The organism is Streptomyces sp. NPDC048636 (assembly GCF_040650655.1).
In the GTDB taxonomy this organism is placed as follows: domain Bacteria; phylum Actinomycetota; class Actinomycetes; order Streptomycetales; family Streptomycetaceae; genus Streptomyces.
Genome location: NZ_JBEZHR010000002.1, coordinates 938,545 through 960,957, shown reverse-complemented (window position 1 = coordinate 960,957; position 22,413 = coordinate 938,545). Strand labels below are relative to the sequence as shown.

Annotated in this window: 22 protein-coding genes; 6 read left to right on the top strand and 16 right to left on the bottom strand. The window is 70.9% G+C overall.

What is annotated here, in order from left to right; translation table 11 throughout:
* Positions 1 to 43 precede the first annotated feature (43 nt).
* A complete protein-coding gene (locus tag AB0C66_RS10130) occupies positions 44 to 1,519 on the bottom strand; it encodes an alkaline phosphatase PhoX (RefSeq protein ID WP_362435645.1) in 1,476 nt (491 codons plus the stop codon).
* 223 nt (positions 1,520 to 1,742) lie between these two features.
* Positions 1,743 to 3,230, bottom strand: a complete 1,488-nt coding sequence (locus AB0C66_RS10125; RefSeq protein ID WP_362435301.1) for a hypothetical protein — start codon at positions 3,228 to 3,230, stop codon at positions 1,743 to 1,745.
* 762 nt (positions 3,231 to 3,992) lie between these two features.
* On the opposite strand from AB0C66_RS10125, the gene AB0C66_RS10120 reads away from it, so the two are divergent.
* From AB0C66_RS10120 to dapA, 3 genes are all read left to right on the top strand, one after another.
* Complete coding sequence (locus AB0C66_RS10120; RefSeq protein ID WP_362435299.1) at positions 3,993 to 5,837, top strand: endonuclease/exonuclease/phosphatase family protein; 1,845 nt, start codon at positions 3,993 to 3,995, stop codon at positions 5,835 to 5,837.
* A 166-nt stretch (positions 5,838 to 6,003) separates the two neighbouring features.
* Positions 6,004 to 6,435 carry a hypothetical protein gene (locus AB0C66_RS10115; protein WP_362435296.1) on the top strand — a complete coding sequence of 144 codons (432 nt, stop codon included), beginning with the start codon at positions 6,004 to 6,006 and terminating at the stop codon, positions 6,433 to 6,435.
* Positions 6,436 to 6,539: 104 nt separating this feature from the next.
* Positions 6,540 to 7,469: a 4-hydroxy-tetrahydrodipicolinate synthase gene (gene dapA / locus AB0C66_RS10110; protein WP_362435294.1), complete on the top strand. Its 930-nt coding sequence runs from the start codon at positions 6,540 to 6,542 to the stop codon at positions 7,467 to 7,469.
* 6 nt (positions 7,470 to 7,475) lie between these two features.
* Here the strand turns inward: dapA and dapD are convergent, their stop codons facing one another.
* From dapD to AB0C66_RS10055, 11 genes are all read right to left on the bottom strand, one after another.
* Positions 7,476 to 8,471, bottom strand: coding sequence for a 2,3,4,5-tetrahydropyridine-2,6-dicarboxylate N-succinyltransferase (gene dapD, locus AB0C66_RS10105; protein WP_362435291.1), 996 nt, complete (start codon positions 8,469 to 8,471; stop codon positions 7,476 to 7,478).
* A gap of 366 nt (positions 8,472 to 8,837) precedes the next feature.
* Complete coding sequence (locus AB0C66_RS10100) at positions 8,838 to 9,377, bottom strand: TetR family transcriptional regulator (protein WP_362435289.1); 540 nt, start codon at positions 9,375 to 9,377, stop codon at positions 8,838 to 8,840.
* Positions 9,377 to 9,697, bottom strand: coding sequence for a multidrug efflux SMR transporter (locus tag AB0C66_RS10095; protein ID WP_362435286.1), 321 nt, complete (start codon positions 9,695 to 9,697; stop codon positions 9,377 to 9,379). Before AB0C66_RS10095 ends, AB0C66_RS10100 begins: the two co-directional genes overlap by 1 nt.
* Positions 9,698 to 9,840: 143 nt before the next feature.
* Entirely contained in the window at positions 9,841 to 10,176 is a 336-nt protein-coding gene (locus tag AB0C66_RS10090; RefSeq protein ID WP_362435284.1) for a metal-sulfur cluster assembly factor, read from the bottom strand.
* Positions 10,173 to 10,637, bottom strand: coding sequence for a Fe-S cluster assembly sulfur transfer protein SufU (gene sufU, locus AB0C66_RS10085; protein WP_362435282.1), 465 nt, complete (start codon positions 10,635 to 10,637; stop codon positions 10,173 to 10,175). The genes AB0C66_RS10090 and sufU overlap by 4 nt, the downstream gene beginning before the upstream one ends.
* A 10-nt stretch (positions 10,638 to 10,647) precedes the next feature.
* Positions 10,648 to 11,904 (bottom strand): cysteine desulfurase, encoded by a 1,257-nt coding sequence (locus tag AB0C66_RS10080; RefSeq protein WP_362435280.1) that lies wholly within the window; start codon positions 11,902 to 11,904, stop codon positions 10,648 to 10,650.
* The gene (gene sufC, locus AB0C66_RS10075) at positions 11,901 to 12,665 is read right to left on the bottom strand and encodes a Fe-S cluster assembly ATPase SufC (RefSeq protein ID WP_362435278.1); all 765 of its coding nucleotides are present in this window, start codon (positions 12,663 to 12,665) and stop codon (positions 11,901 to 11,903) included. The genes AB0C66_RS10080 and sufC overlap by 4 nt, the downstream gene beginning before the upstream one ends.
* A gap of 7 nt (positions 12,666 to 12,672) precedes the next feature.
* On the bottom strand, positions 12,673 to 12,996 hold the full coding sequence (locus AB0C66_RS10070) for a bifunctional 3-phenylpropionate/cinnamic acid dioxygenase ferredoxin subunit (RefSeq protein ID WP_362435275.1): 324 nt from the start codon (positions 12,994 to 12,996) through the stop codon (positions 12,673 to 12,675).
* Positions 12,993 to 14,162 carry a Fe-S cluster assembly protein SufD gene (gene sufD, locus AB0C66_RS10065; RefSeq protein ID WP_362435272.1) on the bottom strand — a complete coding sequence of 390 codons (1,170 nt, stop codon included), beginning with the start codon at positions 14,160 to 14,162 and terminating at the stop codon, positions 12,993 to 12,995. The genes AB0C66_RS10070 and sufD overlap by 4 nt, the downstream gene beginning before the upstream one ends.
* An 81-nt stretch (positions 14,163 to 14,243) precedes the next feature.
* Positions 14,244 to 15,665 (bottom strand): Fe-S cluster assembly protein SufB, encoded by a 1,422-nt coding sequence (sufB, locus tag AB0C66_RS10060; protein WP_362435269.1) that lies wholly within the window; start codon positions 15,663 to 15,665, stop codon positions 14,244 to 14,246.
* Complete coding sequence (locus tag AB0C66_RS10055; RefSeq protein WP_362435266.1) at positions 15,662 to 16,474, bottom strand: ArsR family transcriptional regulator; 813 nt, start codon at positions 16,472 to 16,474, stop codon at positions 15,662 to 15,664. The genes sufB and AB0C66_RS10055 overlap by 4 nt, the downstream gene beginning before the upstream one ends.
* 215 nt (positions 16,475 to 16,689) lie before the next feature.
* Here AB0C66_RS10055 and AB0C66_RS10050 point away from each other — a divergent pair, with 215 nt between their 5' ends.
* From AB0C66_RS10050 to AB0C66_RS10040, 3 genes are all read left to right on the top strand, one after another.
* Positions 16,690 to 17,616: an ABC transporter ATP-binding protein gene (locus AB0C66_RS10050; protein ID WP_362435263.1), complete on the top strand. Its 927-nt coding sequence runs from the start codon at positions 16,690 to 16,692 to the stop codon at positions 17,614 to 17,616.
* Positions 17,613 to 18,386, top strand: coding sequence for an ABC transporter permease (locus tag AB0C66_RS10045; protein WP_362435260.1), 774 nt, complete (start codon positions 17,613 to 17,615; stop codon positions 18,384 to 18,386). Before AB0C66_RS10050 ends, AB0C66_RS10045 begins: the two co-directional genes overlap by 4 nt.
* A 95-nt stretch (positions 18,387 to 18,481) precedes the next feature.
* Positions 18,482 to 19,534 (top strand): COX15/CtaA family protein, encoded by a 1,053-nt coding sequence (locus AB0C66_RS10040; RefSeq protein ID WP_362435257.1) that lies wholly within the window; start codon positions 18,482 to 18,484, stop codon positions 19,532 to 19,534.
* Here AB0C66_RS10040 and AB0C66_RS10035 read toward each other — a convergent pair.
* From AB0C66_RS10035 to AB0C66_RS10025, 3 genes are all read right to left on the bottom strand, one after another.
* Entirely contained in the window at positions 19,471 to 20,550 is a 1,080-nt protein-coding gene (locus tag AB0C66_RS10035; RefSeq protein WP_362435643.1) for an amidohydrolase, read from the bottom strand. The genes AB0C66_RS10040 and AB0C66_RS10035 overlap by 64 nt on opposite strands.
* Before the next feature lie 224 nt (positions 20,551 to 20,774).
* Complete coding sequence (locus tag AB0C66_RS10030; RefSeq protein WP_362435254.1) at positions 20,775 to 21,149, bottom strand: hypothetical protein; 375 nt, start codon at positions 21,147 to 21,149, stop codon at positions 20,775 to 20,777.
* 24 nt (positions 21,150 to 21,173) lie between these two features.
* On the bottom strand, positions 21,174 to 22,124 hold the full coding sequence (locus tag AB0C66_RS10025) for a heme o synthase (protein WP_362435251.1): 951 nt from the start codon (positions 22,122 to 22,124) through the stop codon (positions 21,174 to 21,176).
* Between the last annotated feature and the right edge of the window lie 289 nt (positions 22,125 to 22,413).

The following is a 22,413-nucleotide window of genomic DNA, read 5'->3' as shown; positions in this document are numbered from 1 at the left end:
CCTCAGCTGTCCCGCGGTCGTGAGGCGTCAGGCGTCAGGCGTTTCAGCGCTGGCGGCGCCAGGGTCCGGTGATCGCGAGCATGATGCCCGGGTCCTGGATGTTGGCGTAGAGGGTGTGGCCGTCGGGCGAGAAGACAACGCCGGTGAACTCGCTGAACGCGGGCTTCTCCGCGCTGCCGATGTTCAGCTCATTGCGGGCGATCGGGTAGGTCCGGCCGTCGTCGGTGGCGCCGAACAGGTGCTGGACGCCCTCGCCGTCCTCGGCGATGACCAGACCGCCGTAGGGCGAGACGGTGATGTTGTCCGGGCCGTCGAAGGCACCGTCCTCGGCCGGGTCGGGGTTGACGCCCAGCAGCACCTTGAGGGTGAGGGTGCGGCGCTTGGGGTCGTAGAACCAGACCTGGCCGTCGTGCTGGACCGGGCTCTCCTCACGGGCGAACGAGGAGACGACGTAGACCCCGCCGTCCGCCCACCACATGCCCTCCAATTTGCGGGCGCGGGTGATCCGGCCCTCGGCGAACTGCTTGCGGACCGGCGTGGACTTCGCGTCGCGGTCCTGGACGTTCACCCAGTCCACGCCGTAGACCGTGCCGGTCCTGGTGGCGCGGGAGAGGTCGTCGACGAACCGGCCGCCGGAGTCATAGCAGATGGGCGCCTGGAGCACGCCCGCGTCATCGGCCAGGGTGCGGAGCTTGCCGCGGCCGTGGCGGAAGCCGTGCGGCGGGATCCAGCGGTAGAGGAGGCCGTTCGGCCCGGCGGCGTCCTCGGTGAGGTAGAGATCACCGCGCTTGGGATCCACGACCACGGCCTCGTGGGCATAGCGGCCCAGGGCCTTGATCGGCTTGGGGTCGCGGTTGGCGCGGCGGTCGTGGGGATCGACCTCGAAGACATAGCCGTGGTCCTTGGTCATACCGCTCTGACCGGCCTTGTCCTCGGTCTCCTCGCAGGTCAGCCAGGTGCCCCAAGGGGTGTGCCCACCGGCGCAGTTGGTGGAGGTGCCCGCGATGCCGACCCACTCGGTGACGTGGTCACCGTGCTTGGACACCTCGACGACGGTGCAGCCGCCGGACGCCGCCGGGTCGTACACCAGCCCCTCGGTGAGCGGCACCGGGTGCGGCCAGTCCGAACGGGGGCCCTTCAGCTCATGGTTGTTGACCAGGAGAGTCGCACCGCGGGTGCCCTCGAAGGTGGCGGTGCCGTCGTGGTTGGAGGGGGTGGACTCGCCGGTCTCGAGCGTGGTCTCACCGGTGCGGGTGATGACGCGGTAGCGGAACCCCTTGGGGAGGGCCAGGATCCCCTCGGGGTCGGAGACGAGCGGCCCGTACCCCAGCCGGGCCCGGCCCGCGGCGGTGTCCGCCGCGTTCGCCGCGTTCGCCGCGTTCGCCGTGTTCGCGCCGTGGATGTTCTCCGCGGCGAGGGCGCCGGGCGCGGTGGCGAGCACCCCGGCGCTGCCCACGAGGGCGACCCCGGCCCCGGTGAACGCGGAACTCTTCGCGAAATCTCTTCGGGTGAGCGGCATCTTCATCTCCTGAGCGGCAGACATCTCCTCCGACCTGCGTGCTCACGGTGTCGCCCTCGCCCGAACGCCAGTTGAACGGAACACGACATCACCGCACCGATTGGGGCGCTGAGCGCACCGCGAGGCCGCCCCGGGAGCACGGTGCGTGCGCAGTGCTGCCGGGACGGCCTCGTCAACTCGCCTTGACGGGCGTCATGCCCGTTCGGGGATCACCGCTCGGGGGTCACGCCCGGGAGCGGGCCTTGAACGCGGCCTTGCGGGCTTCCTTGGCGGCCTTCTTGTCCGGGTGGAGACGGCCCATCGCCTCCAGCACGTCCGCCGTGGCCGGATGGTCCACCCGCCAGGCCGTGTCGAAGAAGCTCCCGGACTGGTCGACCAGTCCGCGCACCAGTTCCCGCAGCTCGTCCGAGTCGTCCTCGGTCGCGAGCTGTGCGGCCAGCGTGTCCACCGTCAGCCAGAAGACCATCTCCTCCGACGGCTCCGGCACGCCCGACGCGCCGTGCTCGGCCAGCCAGACGCGGGCCAGACCGCCCAGCTGGCGGTCGTCGAGCACCTCGCGCAGCGCGGCCTCGGCATCCGCCCCGACCAGCGACAGCGTCTGCTGGCAGGTGAGTCGGCGCAGCGGCGCCGACTCGTCGTCGCCACGGGCGGCGGCGAGCAGTTCGCGGGCGGCCTCCTCCGGCGTACGGCGGGCGAGCCACTGCTCGGCCTCCGCCTGCGCGGCGGGCTCGGGGTGGCCGGGCAGGGTGTCCAGCAGCACGTCCGCGCCCTTGCCGGCGAGATCGCCGACGGCCGGGGCGTCGATACCCGCCTCGACCATGCGGGACCGCATGCCGTAGACGCCGAGCGGGGAGAGCCGGACCATCCCGTAGCGGGAGACGTCCTCCTCCTCGTCGCCGTCGGCGGGCGCCGCGTCCGGGCTCTGGATGCGGCCCTCGCCGTCGACCTCCTCGATCAGCGCCTCGTCCACCGGCTGGTAGTCGATCAGACCCATCGGCGCGAGCAGCCGGAACTGATCGTCCAGCCGCATCATCGCCTCGGAGACCTCTTCGAGGATGTCGTCGGTGGGCTCGCCCATATCGTCGGGGACGATCATGGAGGCGACAAGCGCGGGGAGCGGAACGGAACCGGCGTCCTCGCCGAGGGCGGTGAGCATATAGAGATTGCCGAGGATCCCGTCGAGGAACTCGGCCTCTTCCTCCGGGTTCCAGTCGAGCGAGTCGAGATCGAGCTCGCCGCCCTCGCTGATCTGGTCGACGATATCGGCGAGGTCGGGGGCGGCCGCGTCGGCGAGGACGGTCTCGAAGCCGTCGAGCCAGATGTCGAGGATGTCGCGGGGGCTGCCCTGGGTGATCAGACCCAGCTCCTCGCCGCTGACGGCGGTGGCGTCCGCCCCGTCCGCTGCCTCCTCGCCCCCGTCCTCGGTCTCCTCGACCTCCTCGATCTCCACGAGCCCGGTGTCGACGGCGAGCTGCCACGCCTGGGCGGTGTACGCCGGGCCGTTCTCGTCGGCGGCGAGGTCGAGCAGCTCGACGGCGGCGCGCAGATCCTCCTCCGACAGGACGCCGCCCGAACCGACCGGCTTCCCCGGCTCGACCCAGCGGGCGAGCCGCACCGCGCGGGCGAGGAGCGGCGCGGCGAGCGCGTCCCGCGCGAGTTCCGCGTCGGTACGCAGCCGCACGGGCGGCATGGTGGGGCGGTCTCCGGGCATGGGCGGAGTCATCTCCTCGGGGATTCGGATGTCTCGGGCACGGTATGGACACGCGGCCCGACCCCAGCGTAGACGGAAGGGGCGGCCAGTTTCGTCCCGATGTGGCCCCGCGCCCCACCAACCGGCCGATTCAGCCACGCCCCACCGGGCTGCCCCGGTCACCCGCCGTGCCCGGCCCCCGGGCCCCGCGCCGGACTCCACCACCCGCACCGCGCTGACCCCCAGGGCGGAAGAAGGCTGGGCCGGGCCCCGGTCACCCGTCGTGCCCGGCCCGCCAGCCCCGACCCGCCGGGCCCGGCCCCACCCCCGCGCCAGACCCCACCGGCCGCACCGCGCTGACCCCCGGCACGGAAGGGTGACCGTGCGGGTCCCACCGACACGCCACGCCATGGACGCACCCCGGGACTCCACCGCGGACCGGCCCGCATAGACCCCCGCCCACGGCGGCAGGCACCACCGCCCCCTACGCACCGTGGCCACCGGACGCACGGCGCCCTCGTCCCGCCGACCCCGGCCACGCACGAACCCGACAGACCACATGGGCGCGGCCCACAGACCACTCCCACCCGCGCCGGGCGGGGCCCCTGCGCCCGGCGCGGCCATGTGGCAATCCACACCCGCACGCCCCCCACCGCGTGGATTCATCCACGCGTCCCACCCCGTACATCCTTCATCCCTTGACAACTGCCCTGGCTAGGGCCGAGATTGACGCGCGTAGAGGCCCATTTTCCCTCTGTTCACTCCTTTCCGGAGGCCATCACCATGTCCCCACGCGCCCTGCGCGCACCTCTCACCGTCACCGCCGTCGTCGCCTCCGCACTCGCGGCCGGGTTGCTCGTCGTGCCGTCATCGGCGTCCGCCGCCGAGGTACGGATTCATGACATCCAGGGCAGCACCCGGATATCCCCGCTGGCCGGGCAGAAGGTGACCGACGTCCCCGGTACGGTGACGGCGATACGTTCCTTCGGCTCCGCGCGCGGGTTCTGGATGCAGGACGCCAGCCCGGACAAGGACCGGGCCACCAGTGAGGCGATCTTCGTGTTCACCGGGTCGACGACGCCCTCCGTGGCCGTCGGCGACGCGGTCACGGTGTCCGGCACGGTGAGCGAGTACTACCCGGGCGGGGCCGACGCCGGGCTGCAATCGATGACGGAGATCACCAAGGCGACCTGGACGGTCGGCTCCTCCGGCAACGCGCTGCCCGCCACGTTCCGCCTCAACGCCTCCACCGTCCCCGACCGTTACGCCCCGAAGGCCCCGGACGGCGGGGACGCCAAGGACGGTTCCATCGAGGGGCTGACGCTGCGGCCGCGTTCGTACGCGCTGGACCTGTACGAGTCGCTGGAGGGAATGCGGGTCGCCGTCAAGAACGCTCCCGTCGTCGGGGCGACCAACACCTACAAGGAGCTGTGGGTCACCGCCGAGCCGCGTCACCACCGCACCGCGCGCGGCGGAGCGCTCTACGACTCCTACCGCGACCCGAACTCCGGTCGGCTGAAGGTGGCGTCCCTCCTCCCCTACGCCCAGCACCCCTTCCCGGTGGCGGACGTCGGCGACGAGCTGACCGGCGCCACCGAGGGCCCGCTCGACTACGACAACTTCGGCGGCTACACCATCGCGGCCACCGCCCTCGGCGAACTCGCCGACCACGGACCGGAGCGCGAGCGGACCCGGCCGCAGAAGTCGGACGAGCTCTCCATCGCCACCTACAACGTGGAGAACCTCTCCCCCAAGACCGCGCAGGCGAAGTTCGACCGTCTCGCCTCCGCGCTGGTCTCCAATCTCGCCTCGCCGGACATCGTGGCCCTGGAAGAGGTCCAGGACGACAACGGCCCGACCAACGACTCGGTCGTCGGCGCGAACGCCACTCTGAAGAAGCTCACCGACGCGATCGCGGCGGCCGGCGGCCCCTCGTACGAGTGGCGCCAGATCGACCCGGTTGACGACCAGGACGGCGGCCAGCCGGGCGGCAACATCCGGGTCGCGTACCTCTTCAACCCCCAGCGGGTCTCGTTCACCGATGTCCCGGGCGGGGACTCCACCACCCCGGTGCGGGTGGTGAAGAAGGACGGCAAGGCGTCGCTGTCGGCCTCGCCGGGCCGGATCGCCCCGGCCGACGAGGTGTGGAAGGACAGCCGTAAGCCGCTGGCCGCGCAGTTCTCCTTCCGTGGCCGCCCGGTGTACGTGGTCGCCAACCACTTCAACTCCAAGGGCGGCGACCAGGGCCTGGACAGCCGCTTCCAGCCCCCGGCCCGCTCCTCGGAGACCCAGCGCACCGGACAGGCGAAGGCGGTGAACACCTTCGTCAAGGAGCTGCTGGCCGCCGACCCGAAGGCCGCCGTGGTGGTCGCGGGCGACCTCAACGACTACCAGTTCTCGCCCGCACTGGGCGCGCTCACCAAGGGCGGGGTCCTCACCGACCTGGTGACGCGACTGCCGCGCGCCGAGCGCTACGGCTATGTCTACAACGGCAATTCGCAGGTGCTGGACCACATCCTCACCAGCCGCGCACTGCGCCGCCCGGACTACGACATCGTGCACATCAACTCCGAGTTCGCGGACCAGTCCAGCGACCACGACCCACAGGTCGTCCGCGTCCGCCCGTAAGGGTGTTCGCGCACGCGGCTGGCTAGAGTGCTCCGGAGTCCGGCATCCCGCCGGGCTCCGGAGCACTCGTGCGTCAGGGGGACAGATGTCGCTGTCGAGGGCCACACGACACCGGGCGGGCTGGATGCTTCCCCTGGGTCTTCTGGGCCTGGTGGTGCTCCTGTGTATGGCCGCAGTGGGGTGGTTCTTCCTCGGACGGGACAGCTTCGCTCGCCCCTCGGCGATCGACCGGGCCGAGCAACTGGCCCGTTTCGCACCCGAACAGAATCCGGACGCGCACCGCTTCTACGTACCGGTCGAGGGACATACGGCCGGGCGGACCGCCTGTCTGCGCTACCGGGTCAACGGTGGTCAGGACAGCAGCGTCAAGGACTTCCGCGCCACCTACCGGATCGGCGGCCCCGCCCGCGTCGACGCCGCCATCCCGCGCGCGGTCGCGGACGGCCTCACCGGTCATGTCCCCTCCCACGCGGACCTGGCCTTCACCGATATCGACGAGGGCGTACGGCGGGAGGTGTACGTGGTCTACAGCGGAAAGGGCGCGGGCAGCACGACCAAGTCGGGTGCCCGGGTCTACGTCTACGCCGAGAAGCCATAGCCCCGGCGCGCCGCACCCGCCGCGGCCACCCGTAAGCGACACTTCACAGTGATGTGTAGAACTCCGCAGTAGACCTGTAGATCAAAGGGCAGGAGGATTCCCTTATGTCCACACACCACCACCGCACCGTCGGTCCTTCCGGCCGTTCCGCCTGTGCCATGGTCACGCCGTTCGCCGCCGACGGTTCGCTCGACCTGGACGGCGCCCAACTCCTCGCCACCCGCCTCGTCGACGAGGACGGCTGCGACGGACTGGTGCTGAACGGCACCACCGGGGAGGCGCCCACCACCAGCGACGCCGAGCAGGAGGCGGTCGTCCGGGCGGCGGCCGAGGCGGTCGGCGACCGGGCGCGGATCACCGCGGGGATCGGCAGCAATGACACCCGGCACGCGGTCGAGCTGGCGCGGGCGGCCGAACGGGCGGGCGCCCACGCGCTGTTGGTGGTCACCCCGTACTACAGCCGCCCGCCGCAAGACGCGGTCCGGGCACACTTCCGCACCGTCGCGGACGCGGTCGGGCTGCCCGTCCTGCTGTACGACATCCCGGGGCGCACCGGCACCGCGCTCTCGTACGACACCCTGCTGCGGCTCGCCGAACACCCGCGGGTGACGGGGGTGAAGGACTGCGCGTACGACCTGATGAAGTCGGCGAGGGTGCTGGCGGCGACCGAACTCGCCTATTACTCCGGCTGCGACGAGCAGAATCTGCCGCTGCGGGCGATCGGCGCGGCCGGGTACATCAGCACCGTCGCCAATGTGGCCGGACGGCAGGTGCGTGCCGTGGTGGACGCGTACGACACCGGCGACCCGGGCACCGCGGCCCGCCGCCATCTCGCGCTCACCCCGCTGATCGACGCGATGATGTCCCACCTTCCCGGGGCGGTCACCGCGAAGGCGCTGCTGGACGCGCTGGGGCTGCCCGGCGGGCCGGTGCGGGCGCCGCTGCTCCCCGCCCGCACCGACACCACGGCCGGCCTGATCGACACCTACAAGCGGGCGACGACCGGACCGGCCTGGGACCTCAGTGGTGACTGACCGCGGCTAGTTGTGGCTGTGCAGGGCCTCGTTGAGACCGCCCCACGAACCGGAGCGCGGCAGCGCCTCGACCGCACCGGTGGTGGAGTTCCGGCGGAAGAGGAGGTTGCGGGCGCCGGAGAGCTCAAGCGCCTTGACGATCTTGCCATCGGGGAGGGTGACGCGGGTGCCCGCGGTCACGTAGAGCCCCGCCTCCACGATGCAGTCGTCGCCGAGCGAGATGCCGATGCCCGCCTGGGCGCCCAGCAGGCAGCGCTCGCCGATGGCGATGGTCTGCTTGCCGCCGCCGGAGAGGGTGCCCATGATCGACGCGCCGCCGCCGATGTCCGAGCCGTCGCCGACCACGACACCCGCGCTGATCCGGCCCTCGACCATCGAGGTGCCGAGGGTGCCCGCGTTGAAGTTGACGAAGCCCTCGTGCATGACGGTGGTCCCGGCGGCGAGGTGCGCGCCGAGCCGTACGCGGTCGGCGTCACCGATGCGGACCCCGGCGGGGACCACGTAGTCGGTCATCCGCGGGAACTTGTCGACACTGGTCACGGAGAGCTGGAGGCCCTCGGCACGGGCGGCGAGGCGGGCCCGCTCCAGCTGGTCGACGGCGACCGGGCCCAGCGAGGTCCACGCCACGTTGGCCAGCACGCCGAACATCCCGTCGAGGTTCTGGCCGTGCGGCGCGACGAGCCGGTGGCTGAGCAGGTGCAGCCGGAGGTAGACGTCATGGGCGTCCAGCGGCTTGTCGTCGAGCGAGGCGATGACCGTACGGACGGCCACGACCTCGACCCCGCGGCGCGGGTCCGGGCCGAGCGCCTTGACGGCGGTCTCGCCCAGCAGACGCGCGGTCCGCTCGGCGTCGAGCCGCTCGGTCCCGGCCGGACCGGGCGCGTCGGCCAGCTCGGGGGACGGGAACCAGGTGTCCAGAACGGTGCCGTCCTCGGTGAGGGTGGCGAGTCCGGCGGCGACGGCGCCGGGGCGGGTGGTACGGGTGGTGGCTGCGTCGGTCATGGTCAGAACGCTAACCGGAGGCGCCCCCGGGAGGCGAACCGGTCTCATGCCCCGGTCCGGAGGCCGGCCCCGGACCTGGCCGGTCCAGGTCCGGAACGGTCTGCTCCGGTCCCGGCCGCGGAAGGGTCCGCCAGCGGTGGGCACCGTTCGTCGGGTTCGTCAGTGGCGTGCCCCGATGGTCCGGCTCCCTGTGCCGGACCATCGGGGGTACTGTGCGGCTGGCCGGGGTCATCGCCGAGGCAGCGGGCGGCGTAGCGGTGGACGCCGGGCGCGTACCGGTCGTAGAGCCGGGCGAAGAGTCCGGGCCGCTCCCCCCTGTTCCCCGCAGGGCCCGATCGGGTTCACGCGCCGCCCCCTCGTCCCGGCTCAGCCGGTGAGCCGCTCCAGCGCGGCCCGTACCTCGGCCCGCACCAGCGGTCTGCCGGTCAGCAGTACCTGGAGTATCACCCCGTCCACCAGCGCCGCCACCGACCGTGCGGTGCCGGGGTCCGGGATCCGGCGGGCCAGCCGGGTGGCCATCTCGTCCGGACAGGCAGCGGCGATGGACCGGACCGCCTCCCGGCGCAGCGCGGCGAAATACAGCTCGTACTCCAGCTCGAGCCGGATGCGGTCCCCGCCCAGCAGCATCTCGATCAGCCGCAGCAGTTCGTCGGCGAGCGGGCGATCGGGGTCGGCGGTGCGCTCCCAGCGATCGAGCTCCGCCAGCCAGTCGGCGTTGACCTGGCTGAGCGCGGCGACCAGCAGATCGTCGAGGGTGGCGAAGTGGTAGGTGGTCGAGCCGAGCGGTACGTCCGCCTCGGCGGCCACCGTGCGATGGCTCAGCCCGCCGATGCCGCGCTCGCCGACCACGGTGATCGCGGCGTCGATGATGCGCTGCCGCCGTCCGGGGTCGTAGCGGCGCGGCATCAGTGCGCCCCGCCGATGTTGAGCACCACGACCCCGGCGATGACCAGCAGCACGCCGACCACCTTGGCGGCGGTCGCGGACTCCCCGAGGAAGACCGTGCCGATGACGGCGATGACGGCGGTCCCGATCCCGGCCCATATGGCGTAGGCGGTGCCGACGGAGACCGTTCTGAGGGTCTGGGCGAGCAGGGCGAAGGCGATCAGATATCCGGTGACGGTTGCCAGGGTGGGCCACAGCCGGGTGAGGCCGTCGCTGTATTTCATCGAAGTGGTGGCCAGAACCTCAGCCATGATCGCGCCGGAGAGCATCAGGTACCCCATGCGTACGAGCGTACACAACGATGCGTACGGCTGTACACATGTTGGCCCTCGCAGTCCCGCGAAGGCGGCGTCTCGCGAAGACGGCAGCGGCCCCCGCGCGGATGCGCGGGGGCCGCTGCCGTAAAGCAGGTGCTGAGGGGCGCTCAGACGTTGAAGCCGAGGGCGCGCAGCTGCTCGCGGCCATCGTCGGTGATCTTGTCGGGACCCCACGGCGGCATCCAGACCCAGTTGATCCGCAGCTCGTTGACGATGCCCTCGGTCGCCGACTTCGCCTGGTCCTCGATGACGTCGGTCAGCGGACAGGCCGCGGACGTCAGCGTCATGTCGATGGTGGCGATATTGGCGTCGTCGATATGAACGCCGTAGATCAGCCCGAGGTTGACCACGTCGATCCCCAGCTCGGGGTCGACCACGTCGTACAGGGCCTCGCGGACCTCTTCCTCGCTGGCGGGCTTGGTGGTCGTCACGTCTTCACTCATGCGGTCTTCCCTCCAGCGGTTTCGCCGAGCGCCTGTGCGGTGGCGTCCTTCCATGCCATCCAGCTGAGCAGGGCGCACTTCACTCGGGCGGGGTACTTGGAGACACCGGCGAACGCGACCGCGTCCTCCAGCACCTCCTCCATGGCGTCGTCCGGAACGGTCTGCCCCTTGGACTGCATCAGCTCCAGAAACGTCTCCTGGATCCTGCGAGCCTCGCTCAGCTCCTTGCCCACCAGCAATTCATTGAGCACGGACGCGCTGGCCTGGCTGATGGAACAGCCCTGGCCCTCGTAGCTGACGTCCTCGATCGTCTCGCCGTCGAGCCGCACCCGCAGGGTGATCTCGTCCCCGCAGGTCGGATTGGTGTGGTGTACCTCCGCGTCGCCGTCCCTGAGGCCCCGTCCATGGGGGTTCTTGTAGTGGTCCAGGATGACGTCCTGGTACATCGAATCCAGTCTCACGCGGTCGCCCCTACCCGAAGAAGTTCCGTACGTGCTCCAGGCCCTCCACCAAGGCGTCGACCTCGGCGGGGGTGGAGTACAGATAGAACGACGCTCGCGTGGTCGCGGGAATTCCGTACCGCAGGCAGACGGGGCGGGCGCAGTGATGGCCGACCCGGACCGCGATGCCCTGTTCGTCGAGCACCTGGCCCACATCGTGGGGGTGGATGTCGCCGAGCGTGAAGGAGATCGCGGCACCGCGCTCCTCGGCCGTGGTGGGGCCGATGATGCGCAGATCGGGGACCTCCAGGAGCCTGCCGACCGCGTAGTGGGTGAGGGCGTGCTCATGGCGGGCGATGTTGTCCATGCCGACCGCGGAGAGATAGTCCACCGCCGCGCCGAGGCCGACGGCCTGGGCGATCGGGGGCGTACCGGCCTCGAACTTGTGCGGCGCGGGGGCGTAGGTCGAGGAGTGCATCGAGACCGTCTCGATCATCTCGCCGCCGCCGAGGAACGGGGGCAGGTCCTCCAGGAGCTCCTGGCGGCCCCACAGCACACCGATCCCGTCCGGGCCGCACATCTTGTGGCCGGTGAAGGCCACGAAGTCGGCCTGGAGGGCCTGGACGTCCAGGGCCATATGCGGGGCGGCCTGGGAGGCGTCGATGACGACCAGGGCGCCCACGTCCTGGGCGCGGCGGACGATCGCCTCGACCGGGTTGACCGTGCCGAGGATGTTGGAGACCAGGACGAACGAGACGACCTTGGTCTTCTCGGTGATGACCTGCTCGATCTGCGACAGGTCCAGCCGGCCGTCGTCGGTGAGGCCGAACCACTTCAGCTTCGCGCCGGTGCGCTGCGAGAGCAGCTGCCACGGAACGATGTTGGAGTGGTGCTCCATCTCCGTGATGACGATCTCGGTCTCGCGGTCCACCCGGTAGGGCTCATCGGCCCAGCCGAGCATGTTGGCCACGAGGTTCAGCGACTCCGACGCGTTCTTGGTGAAGATCACCTCATCGCGGCTGGGAGCGTTGATGAAGCCGGCGACCTTGTCGCGGGCGCCCTCGTACAGCGCCGTGGCCTCCTCGGCCAGCACATGGACACCGCGGTGCACATTGGCGTTGGAGCGCTCGTAGTAGGTGTTCAGCGCGTCCAGGACCTGGCGCGGCTTCTGGGACGTGGCCGCGTTGTCCAGGTAGACGAGCTTCTTCCCGTCGTGGACCACGCGGTCCAGGATGGGGAAGTCCTTGCGGATCGCCTCGGTGTCGAGGAGGCCCGGCAGCTGTGTCACGTGGACGCGCCTCCCTTCACATATGCCTCGTAGCCCTCTGCCTCCAGCTTGTCGGCGAGCTCCGGGCCGCCGGACTCGGCGATCCGGCCCGCGGCGAACACGTGGACGTGGTCGGGCTTGATGTACCGCAGGATGCGGGTGTAGTGCGTGATCAGCAGGGTGCCGACCTGACCGGACTCACGGACCCGGTTGACGCCCTCGGAGACCACGCGCAGCGCGTCGACGTCGAGGCCGGAGTCGGTCTCGTCGAGGATCGCGATGGCGGGCTTCAGCAGCTCCAGCTGGAGGATCTCGTGGCGCTTCTTCTCACCGCCGGAGAAGCCCTCGTTGACATTGCGCTCGGCGAAGGCCGGGTCGATCTGGAGGCGCTGCATGGCCTCCTTGACCTCCTTGACCCAGGTGCGCAGCTTGGGGGCCTCGCCGCGGATGGCGGTGGCGGAGGTCCGCAGGAAGTTGGAGACGGAGACGCCGGGGACCTCGACCGGGTACTGCATGGCGAGGAAGAGACCGGCGCGGGCGCGCTCGTCGACGGACATCTCCAGCACGTTCTCACCGTCGAGGGTGACGGTGCCGCCGGTGATGGAGTACTTCGGGTGACCGGCCAGCGAGTAGGCCAGGGTGGACTTGCCGGAGCCGTTGGGGCCCATGATGGCGTGGGTCTCGCCCTGCTTCACGGTCAGGTCGACGCCGCGCAGGATCTCCCGGGGGCCGCCCTCGGCCTCGACGGAGACGTGCAGGTCGTGAATCTCAAGCGTTGCCATGGGTGCCTCAGGACTCCTGGGTGACGGAGACGAGCACGTCGTCCCCTTCGATCTTTACGGGGTATACGGGGACGGGGCGCGTGGCCGGGAGGCCGGACGGCTTGCCGGTGCGCAGGTCGAAGCTGGAGCCGTGCAGCCAGCACTCGATCTGACAGTCCTCGACCTCGCCCTCGGACAGCGAGACGTTCGCATGCGAGCAGATGTCGTTGACCGCGAACACCTCGCCCTCGGTGCGGACCAGGGCGACCGGAACGCCCTCGAGCTCGACCCGCTTGGGGGTGTCCTCCTCGAGCTCGGCCAGGGCGCAGACGCGTACGAAGGTGTCGGTCATCCTACGGACGCCTCCAGCTCCGCCTCGATCTTGGCGATCAGGCGCTCCTCCAGATCGGGGATGCCGATCTGCTGGACGAGCTCGGCGAAGAAGCCCCGGACGACCAGCCGACGGGCCTCGTCGGCCGGGATGCCGCGCGCCATCAGGTAGAACAGCTGCTCGTCGTCGAAGCGGCCGGTGGCGCTGGCGTGGCCGGCGCCGACGATCTCGCCGGTCTCGATCTCCAGGTTGGGCACCGAGTCGACGCGGGCGCCGTCGGTGAGGACCAGGTTGCGGTTGAGCTCATAGGTGTCGGTGCCCTCGGCGGCGGCGCGGATCAGCACATCGCCGATCCAGACCGCGTGGGCGTCCTTGCCCTGGAGCGCGCCCTTGTAGGCCACGTTGCTCCGGCAGTGCGGGGTGTCGTGGTCGATGAAGAGCCGGTGCTCCTGGTGCTGGCCGTTGTCGGTGAAGTACAGGCCGTAGAGCTCGGCCTCACCGCCGGGGGCGCCGTAGACGACCCGCGGGTGGAGCCGCACCAGATCGCCGCCGAAGGTGACGATCACGGACTTGAAGCTGGCGTCCCGGCCGACCAGCGCGGTGTGCTGACCGGCGTGGACGGCGTTGTCGTCCCAGTCCTGGACGGAGACCACGGTGAGCTTGGCGCCGTCGCCGAGCACGTACTCCACGTTGGCGGCGAGGGTGGCGTCCCCGGTGTGGTCGATGACCACGACGGCCTCGGCGAAGGCGCCGAGCTCGACGAGCTGGTGGCCGAAGGCGGTGCCGCCCTCGCCGTGCACGGCGATCCGCACCGGCTCGGTGAGCACCGTCTCCTTGGGCACGGTGACGACCGACGCCTTCTCGAAGGAGCTGTACGCCTGGGCCGCCACCCGGTCCACCGGCTTGCCGGCCTTCCCCAGGCGCGCGTCGTCCCGGCCCACGGTCTCGAGGGTGACGCCCTCGGGGGCGCTCACCTCGACCTTGACACCGCCGTCGGCGACGGCGGTGCCGTCGTGGAGGCCGCGCAGCCGCTCCAGCGGGGTGAACCGCCAGTCCTCCTCCCGGCCACGCGGCACGGGGAAGTCGGCCACGTCGTACGACGCGGGGGCGCTGACCCGCGCATCGGTGGGCTGGCCCACCTGGATGACACCGTCCGTAGTGGATCCGGCGGGAATGGTTTCAGCCATGGCTGTCGAACTGCTCGCTTTCTGCCTTCTGTGGCTTTCACGGGGATGCCCCCGTGCGGTGGGGCGTCAGGAGCGGTGGCGTCAGCCGACCGCGCCCTCCATTTGCAGCTCGATCAGCCGGTTGAGCTCCAGCGCGTACTCCATGGGCAGTTCGCGCGCGATCGGCTCGACGAAGCCGCGGACGATCATCGCCATGGCCTCGTCCTCCGACAGACCGCGGCTCATCAGGTAGAAGAGCTGATCGTCGCTGACCTTGGAGACGGTCGCCTCATGGCCCATGGACACATCGTCCTCACGGACGTCCACATACGGGTAGGTGTCGGACCGCGAGACGGTGTCCACCAGCAGGGCGTCACAGAGCACATTGGACTTGGAGCCCTCGGCGCCCTCGCCGATCTCGATCAGACCGCGGTAGGAGGTACGGCCACCGCCGCGCGCCACCGACTTGGAGACGATGTTGGACGAGGTGTGGGGCGCCATGTGGACCATCTTGGCTCCGGCGTCCTGGTGCTGGCCCTCACCGGCGAAGGCGATGGACAGGGTCTCGCCCTTGGCGTGCTCGCCCATCAGGTAGACGGCGGGGTACTTCATGGTCACCTTGGAGCCGATGTTGCCGTCGACCCACTCCATGGTGGCGCCCTCATAGGCGACGGCGCGCTTGGTGACCAGGTTGTAGACGTTGTTCGACCAGTTCTGGATGGTCGTGTAGCGGCAGCGGGCGCCCTTCTTGACGATGATCTCGACGACCGCGGAGTGCAGCGAGTCCGACTTGTAGATCGGCGCGGTGCAGCCCTCGACGTAGTGGACGTAGGCGTCCTCGTCGACGATGATCAGCGTCCGCTCGAACTGGCCCATGTTCTCGGTGTTGATCCGGAAGTAGGCCTGGAGCGGGATCTCCACATGGACGCCCTTGGGCACGTAGATGAACGAGCCGCCGGACCACACCGCCGTGTTCAGCGAGGCGAACTTGTTGTCGCCCGCCGGGATCACCGTGCCGAAGTACTCCTTGAACAGCTCCGGGTGCTCCTTGAGCGCGGTGTCGGTGTCGAGGAAGATGACGCCCTGCTCCTCCAGGTCCTCACGGATCTGGTGGTAGACGACCTCGGACTCGTACTGGGCGGCGACACCGGCGACCAGGCGCTGCTTCTCCGCCTCCGGGATGCCCAGCTTGTCGTAGGTGTTCTTGATGTCCTCGGGCAGGTCCTCCCAGGAGGCGGCCTGCTGCTCCGTGGAGCGCACGAAGTACTTGATGTTGTCGAAGTCGATACCCGACAGGTCCGAGCCCCAGGTGGGCATGGGCTTCTTGCCGAAGAGCTTCAGGCCCTTCAGACGCATGTTGAGCATCCACTCGGGCTCGGACTTCTTCCCCGAGATGTCGCGGACGACCTCTTCGGAGAGCCCGCGCTTGGCCGAAGCGCCGGCCACGTCAGAGTCGGCCCAGCCGTACTCGTAGTTACCCAGGCCCTCGAGCTCGGGGTGAGCGGTCTCCGTGGGGAGAGTCATTCGGGGTTCCTCCCGGCCGTGCTGGCAGATGCGGTGGTGGTCTTGAGGGTGGTGCTGGAGTCGGCCTGCGCGGCCGATTCGGTTCTGTCGGTCTTCGGAATGAACGTCGTGCACACCCCGTCGCCATGGGCGATGGTGGCCAGACGCTGCACATGAGTCCCGAGCAGCTGGGAGAAGACCTCGGTCTCCGCCTCACACAGCTGCGGATAGCGCTCGGCTGCGTGGGCGACCGGGCAGTGGTGCTGGCAGAGCTGTTCGCCGACCGGCGCGCTGCGCGCCGTAGCAGCGTACCCGTCCGCGGACAGCGCGCCCGCGAGGGCCTGGGTACGGCCGGCGGGGTCGGCGGCCTCGACGGCACCGCGGTACGCCTCGGCCTGTGCGGCCAGCCGGGCGCGGGCGAACGCCGCGACGGCGGCCCGCCCGGCCTCACCGCCCCCGGCGCTCTGCTCGATCCAGCGCAGGGCGTCGACGGCCAGCGTGTCGTAGGCCTGGTCGAAGGCGTCACGGCCGCAGTCGGTCAGCGCGAAGACCTTGGCCGGGCGGCCGCGCCCCCGCGCCCCGTACACCCGCTTCTCGCGGGGCTCGACGACGCCGTCGGCGAGCAGGATGTCGAGGTGGCGGCGGACGGCCGCCTGGGTCAGCTCCAGCCGCAGCGCGAGCTCGGCCGCGGTGGAGGGGCCGTGATCGAGGATGGAACGGGCGACCCTGTTACGGGTGCCGTGCTGCTCGTCGGACGCGGACACGGGCACGCCGGACCGCGCGGCCGTCTCGGCCGCGCGTCCCTTCGGAGCCTCGCTCGCGTATTTCACAACGCCATTGTTGCGTAATTCCCGGCGGACATACAAGCGAGGGCGGAGACGCCCTTCGGTGGAGTGCATCACTTAGGCACACCTAACTTCACCTGCGACGATGCGGTGGGGAGGCGGCGGCGAGGCGGCGGGCGGGGCCGGGACGACGCACTTCGGAGGGAACGGCTTCCGCCCTGCCGCCCACGGCGCCCCCGGCGATTCGTAGACTGCCCGGCATGCGAGAAGAGCCCGCGGTCGACATCGTCGGCCTGGTCAAACGGTACGGCTCGAAGACCGCCGTCGACGGGCTCGACCTGTCCGTCGCGCGCGGCACCGTGAGCGCCGTTCTCGGACCCAACGGGGCCGGTAAGACCACCACCGTCGAGACCTGCGAGGGGTACCGCCGCCCCGACGCCGGGACGGTGCGCATATTCGGCCTGGACCCGGCCCGGGACGCGGCGGCACTGCGGCCGCGGATCGGGGTGATGCTCCAGTCCGGAGGCGTTTATTCCGGCGCGCGCGCAGAAGAGATGCTGCGCCACACCGCCTCCCTGCACGCCCATCCGGTGGACGTCGGCCTGCTGATCGAGCGGCTGGGTCTCGACTCCTGCGGCCGCACCACCTATCGCAGACTCTCCGGCGGCCAGCAGCAGCGGCTCGCCCTGGCCATGGCCGTCGTCGGCCGCCCCGAGCTGGTCTTCCTCGACGAGCCGACCGCCGGTCTCGACCCACAGGCGCGCCGCGCCACCTGGGAGCTCATCCGCGAGCTGCGCCAGGACGGTGTCACCGTCGTGCTCACCACCCACTACATGGACGAGGCCGAACAGCTCGCCGACCGGGTCGCGATCATCGACGGCGGCAAGGTGATCGCCGATGGCAGCCCCGAGGAGCTGTGCCGCGGCGGCGCCGAGAACACCCTGCGCTTCACCGGCCGCCCCGCGCTCGATCTGGTCTCGCTGCTCAAGGCGCTGCCCACCGACAGCACGGCCGATGAGCTGACCCCCGGCGGCTACCGCGTCACCGGCAAGGTCAACCCCCAACTGCTGGCCACCGTCACCTCATGGTGCGCGCAGAACGGGGTGATGCCGGACCGGATCTCGGTCGAGCGGCACACCCTCGAGGACGTCTTCCTGGAGCTCACCGGCAAGGAGCTGCGCGCGTGACCGCCACCGGTACCTTCCTCCCCCGGCCCGGGGCCGCGCCGCTGGCGCGGATGATCCGGGCGCAGGCAGCGCTGGAGACCCGGATGCTGCTGCGCAACGGTGAGCAGCTCCTGCTGACCGTGGTCATCCCGTCCCTGGTGCTGGTGCTGTTCAGCAGCGTCGACATCGTGGACACCGGCGCCGACGGCGAGACGGTGGACTTCCTGGCCCCCGGCGTACTGGCGCTCGCCGTGCTGTCCACGGCGTTCACCGGACAGGCCATCGCCACCGGTTTCGAGCGGCGCTACGGCGTGCTCAAGCGGCTCGCGGTCTCCCCGCTGCCCCGCTGGGGGCTGATGACCGCCAAGACCTGCTCGGTACTGGTCACCGAGGTCCTCCAGATCGGGCTGCTGACCGCGATCGCGCTGGCGCTGGGCTGGTCGCCGCACGGCAATCCGCTGGCGGTCGCGCTGCTGCTGATCCTGGGCACCGCGGCGTTCTCCGGTCTCGGGCTGCTGATGGCGGGCACCCTCAAGGCCGAGGCGACCCTCGCCGCCGCCAACCTGGTCTTCCTGCTGCTGCTCGTCGCGGGCGGGGTGATCGTCTCGCTGGACAAGTTCCCGGACGCCGTCCGGGGTGTGCTGGAGCTGCTGCCGATCTCCGCGCTGTCGGGCGGGTTGCGGGACGTCCTCCAGGACGGCGCCCCGGTGCCCTGGCGGGACCTGGGGATCCTGGCGGTGTGGTCGGTGCTGGGTCTGGGCGCGGCGGCGCGCTTCTTCCGCTGGGAGTAGCCCCGGCCGCCGGAGCCGGTCCCCTGGAACGGCCGGTTCCGCCCGTTCCGGGACCCTCGTGAAAAGCTGCACAAGCGGCCGCCTACGATGGGCCCGTGCCCTCTTCGCTGAACCCTCTCGAGCAGATCGCCCGGCGCTGGCAGCCGTCCGCGCGCTTCGTCGAGCGCGCCGCGCTGGCCGCCGTGGTGATGGCCGTCGTCATCGTCATCACCGGTGGCGCGGTCCGGCTGACCCAGTCCGGACTGGGCTGTGACACCTGGCCGAAGTGCACCTCCGACAGCCTGACGCCGACCGCCGAGGCGGGCATCAACGCCTTCATCGAGTTCGGCAACCGGATGCTGACCTACGTGCTGTGCGCGGTCGTGGGACTGCTGATCATCGCCGCCCGCGCCCGCACTCCGGTACGCACCTCGCTCACCCGGCTCGGCTGGATCCAGTTCTGGCTCATCATGGGCAACGCGGTGGTCGGCGGGGTGACCGTCCTCACCGGACTCAACCCGTACATCGTCAGCTCGCACTTCCTGCTGGCCACCGCGCTGCTCACGGTCGCCGTGGTGACCTGGCAGCGGGCCCGGGAGGGCGATGGCGCGCCCCGGCAGCTGGTGGTCCGCCCGGTGCGCCAGCTGACCTGGCTGCTGGTGGGCGCGACGGCCGCGCTGATCGTCATCGGTACCGCGGTCTCCGGAGCGGGTCCGCACGCCGGTGACGCCCGTAAGGTGCACCGCATCCCGGTGGACTGGCAGGAGATCACCCAGCTGCATGTGGACTTCGTCTACATCGTGCTGGGTCTCACCGCCGCCCTGTGGTTCACCCTGCGCGCCGTGAAGGCCCCGGCCGCCCCGCGCCGCGGGGTGCTGGAGCTGCTGGTCGTCCTGCTGCTCCAGGGCGTGATCGGCTACGTCCAGTACTTCACCCACCTGCCCGAGATCGTCGTCGGCACCCATATGTTCGGCTCCTGCCTGGTGTGGATCGCGACGCTGCGGGCCCTGCTCGCGCTGCGCGAGCGCACCGGGGGCGCGGCGTCCGTGGCGGTGGCCGACGAGGCCGCCGAGCTGCCGTCCCCCTCCGGGGAGCACGAGGCGCTTCAGCCCGAGACCGCGGCCGCCCCGGCCGCCGGACCGGTACAGCCCGCCGCCTCCAGCCGGTAGACCCGGCGCGCGGTCCCGGCCGCGATCAGCCCGGTGATCCGCCGCGCCTCGTTACGGGTGCACGCCCCGTCGGCGATCCACTCGGCCGTCAGCCGCGCCATGGAGTGGGCGAACAGCCGCGCGGCGGTCACATACAGCTCGGGCAGCGCCCGCGCCCCGGTGGAGAACAGCAGCTTGCCGAACGGCGCCTCGCCCAGCGTCTCCTCCGGCCGCGGCCCGGCGTCCGCGTAGACGTGCGGGAAGGCCGCGGCGAGCTGGGCGGCCCGCCGGTGGTACGGCCGCTCGGGCAGCAGCACCAGATCGGTGCCGAACCCGGCCGTGGCACGCAGGAAGCCGAGCAGCGGCTGCGGATCGGCGCAGTGCAGCTGCACCGGCAGCCCGGTGGCCACCGCGCTCCACAGCAGGTGCTGGGCGAGCGCGGGGTCGAAGGAACGGTCCCGGACCGGGCCCCCGGCCAGCCTGCGGGCGGCCGCGCGGCGCACCTCGCGCGGGTCCGGGGGGACCTCGTCGCAGTAGGCGATGCCCATGGCGAACGCGGTGGCGTGCTGGGCGGCGGCGTACAGCGCCTCGGCGGTGTTGCCGGTGAACGCGTCGACCGTGCCGGAGGTGTCCGCCACCTGCTCGGCCAGCGGCTCCAGCCGCACCACCTCGTGGACCCGGCCGTCGGCGGCGGCGGCCAGCTCGGCGGGCGAGGTGAGGTCGCTCGGGGCGCCGGACTCCAGCAGGAAGGTGTCGATGCCCGCGCCGCGCAGCAGCAGCCGGGCGGCCTGGTAGGCACCGAGTTCACGGCGGCGGGCGAGATAACTGACCGGTGCGCAGTGCGGGTCCATGCCCAGCAGCGGCGGGCACCAGCGGCGCACCGCGAGACCGGTCCAGCTGTCGAAGAAGGTGGTGCCCGCGGGGGCGGCGCCCGATCCGGCGGCGGAGGCCAGATGGGTCTCGAACGAGCCGAGTCCCAGCTCGCCGTGGACGGTGCCGTGGCTGTACTGGTCGACCAGGGGCGGCAGCGTGAACAGCCCCGCCACCGCACCCGGCCCGGCCCGCGGGACCGGGCCGGTCGGCGGGCCCGGGGTGTCCGGGGAGTCCGTCGCCTCGTCCATCGCCGCCGCCTCCTCGCCCTCCGGCATCGATGGGCTTAACGGGCGAAAGGGGTGCGAGGTGTCGGGACCCGGCTCGGGGGTTGGCCGACTCCGGCTCGGGGTTCGGCCGCGCTCGGGCCGGAGCTCCGGCCGCGCTCGGATCAGGAGTTGGCGGGGCCGCCGATCTGGATGCCCGCCATACGCGTCCACTCATACGGACCGGTGCGGACCTTGGCGGCCATCTCACCGTCGAACTCGTCCTGGAGGGTGAGCCCGGCGATCTCGGTGGCGCGGCGTGCGGCCTCGTGCGAGGGGGCTACCAGCACCCCCCACTCCCCGTCCGCCCCCACCAGGGCGATCCGGGTGGTGCCGCGGCCGATGTGGGCGAGCTGGCCCTCGGCGCTGCCGCCGTGGCTCGTGGCGAAGGCCGTGATCTCGTGGGCCAGCCGCTGGGCCCGCTTCTCGTCCTTGGAGGGCTTGGCGGGCTGGGCGCTCCCGACCGTCTCCGCCGTCTCCGCCTGAGTGCTGTCTGCCATGACGCCAATGCTACCCGTCGGTAATCAACGCAGGAAGGGGTCCACGGCGACGGCCACGAAGAGCAGCGACACATAGGTGATGGACCAGTGGAAGAGCCGCATCTCCTTGAGCTTGGCCCCGGTGATCCCGGCGCGGGCGCGCGCCTGGAGCCCATGCGCCTCCTTGAGCCAGAACGCGCCGAGCAGCACCGCGACGACCGGGTAGAACCAGCCGGTGTAGCCCAGCGGCCACAGCAGCAGGGAGACACCGACCATGGCCCAGCTGTAGAGGACGATCTGCTTCGCGACCGCCTGGTTGCCCGCGATCACCGGCAGCATCGGCACACTGGCCCGCTCGTAGTCGTCCTTGACCTTCATCGACAGCGGCCAGTAGTGCGGCGGCGTCCAGAAGAAGATGACAAGGAAGAGGATGACGGCGGCCCAGGAGACCTCGTTGGTCACCGAGGACCAGCCGATGAGCACGGGCATACAGCCCGCGATCCCGCCCCAGACGATGTTCTGCGAGGTGCGCCGCTTCAACAGCATCGTGTAGACGACGACGTAGAAGACCAGCGCCCCGAGTGACAGCATCGCGGACAGCGGGTTGACCAGGGTCCAGAACCAGGCCGTGGAGCCCACCGTGAGCACCGAGGCGAAGACCAGGCACTCGGCGGGCGAGACCATCCCGGTCACCAGTGGACGCTGTGAGGTGCGGTCCATGAGCGCGTCGATATCGCGGTCGAGGTACATGTTGAACGCGGCCGCGCCACCCGCCGACAGATAGCCGCCGACACAGGTCGCCAGCACCAGCCACAGATCGGGAACGCCCTGGGCGGCCAGGAACATGACCGGCACCGTGGTCATCAGCAGCAGCTCGATGACGCGCGGCTTGGTCAGCGCGACGAACGCCATGAGACGGGCCCCGAGCGGCCGGTGGCCGGAGCCCGTTTCGCTCGTCTCCAGCACCCCCGCAGGACGGGATTCGACGGCCGTCACGCACACCCCTGGTGGAAGCAAGAACCAGCAAGCACCGGACATGAAGAGCCGGTAAAGACTTGCGCGTACCACGCCACTCTAGACGTAGCGGATGTGCCGCTCGCCGCCGGGGTCGGCTCGTGTTGGCGGCCCGCGCCGACCAGGGCGCGCACGGCGCACACCGCCCGGAACAGCTCCTTCCGATCTCCTTCCGATCACCCCGCGCAACCGTGAGAGGGAATGCGCCGAGCCCTCCGGTTCGTTCCCCGACCATCGTGTGGAACGCGAAAAAATGACCGTCGTTCCAGGG

Bases quoted from the DNA above. Each gene is read 5' to 3' on its own strand.
- AB0C66_RS10130 (WP_362435645.1), bottom strand. From the start codon at position 1,519: ATGCCGCTCACCCGAAGAGATTTCGCGAAGAGTTCCGCGTTCACCGGG.
- AB0C66_RS10125 (WP_362435301.1), bottom strand. From the start codon at position 3,230: ATGCCCGGAGACCGCCCCACCATGCCGCCCGTGCGGCTGCGTACCGAC.
- AB0C66_RS10120 (WP_362435299.1), top strand. From the start codon at position 3,993: ATGTCCCCACGCGCCCTGCGCGCACCTCTCACCGTCACCGCCGTCGTC.
- AB0C66_RS10115 (WP_362435296.1), top strand. From the start codon at position 6,004: ATGGCCGCAGTGGGGTGGTTCTTCCTCGGACGGGACAGCTTCGCTCGC.
- dapA (WP_362435294.1), top strand. From the start codon at position 6,540: ATGTCCACACACCACCACCGCACCGTCGGTCCTTCCGGCCGTTCCGCC.
- dapD (WP_362435291.1), bottom strand. From the start codon at position 8,471: ATGACCGACGCAGCCACCACCCGTACCACCCGCCCCGGCGCCGTCGCC.
- AB0C66_RS10100 (WP_362435289.1), bottom strand. From the start codon at position 9,377: ATGCCGCGCCGCTACGACCCCGGACGGCGGCAGCGCATCATCGACGCC.
- AB0C66_RS10095 (WP_362435286.1), bottom strand. From the start codon at position 9,697: ATGGGGTACCTGATGCTCTCCGGCGCGATCATGGCTGAGGTTCTGGCC.
- AB0C66_RS10090 (WP_362435284.1), bottom strand. From the start codon at position 10,176: ATGAGTGAAGACGTGACGACCACCAAGCCCGCCAGCGAGGAAGAGGTC.
- sufC (WP_362435278.1), bottom strand. From the start codon at position 12,665: ATGGCAACGCTTGAGATTCACGACCTGCACGTCTCCGTCGAGGCCGAG.
- AB0C66_RS10070 (WP_362435275.1), bottom strand. From the start codon at position 12,996: ATGACCGACACCTTCGTACGCGTCTGCGCCCTGGCCGAGCTCGAGGAG.
- sufD (WP_362435272.1), bottom strand. From the start codon at position 14,162: ATGGCTGAAACCATTCCCGCCGGATCCACTACGGACGGTGTCATCCAG.
- sufB (WP_362435269.1), bottom strand. From the start codon at position 15,665: ATGACTCTCCCCACGGAGACCGCTCACCCCGAGCTCGAGGGCCTGGGT.
- AB0C66_RS10050 (WP_362435263.1), top strand. From the start codon at position 16,690: ATGCGAGAAGAGCCCGCGGTCGACATCGTCGGCCTGGTCAAACGGTAC.
- AB0C66_RS10030 (WP_362435254.1), bottom strand. From the start codon at position 21,149: ATGGCAGACAGCACTCAGGCGGAGACGGCGGAGACGGTCGGGAGCGCC.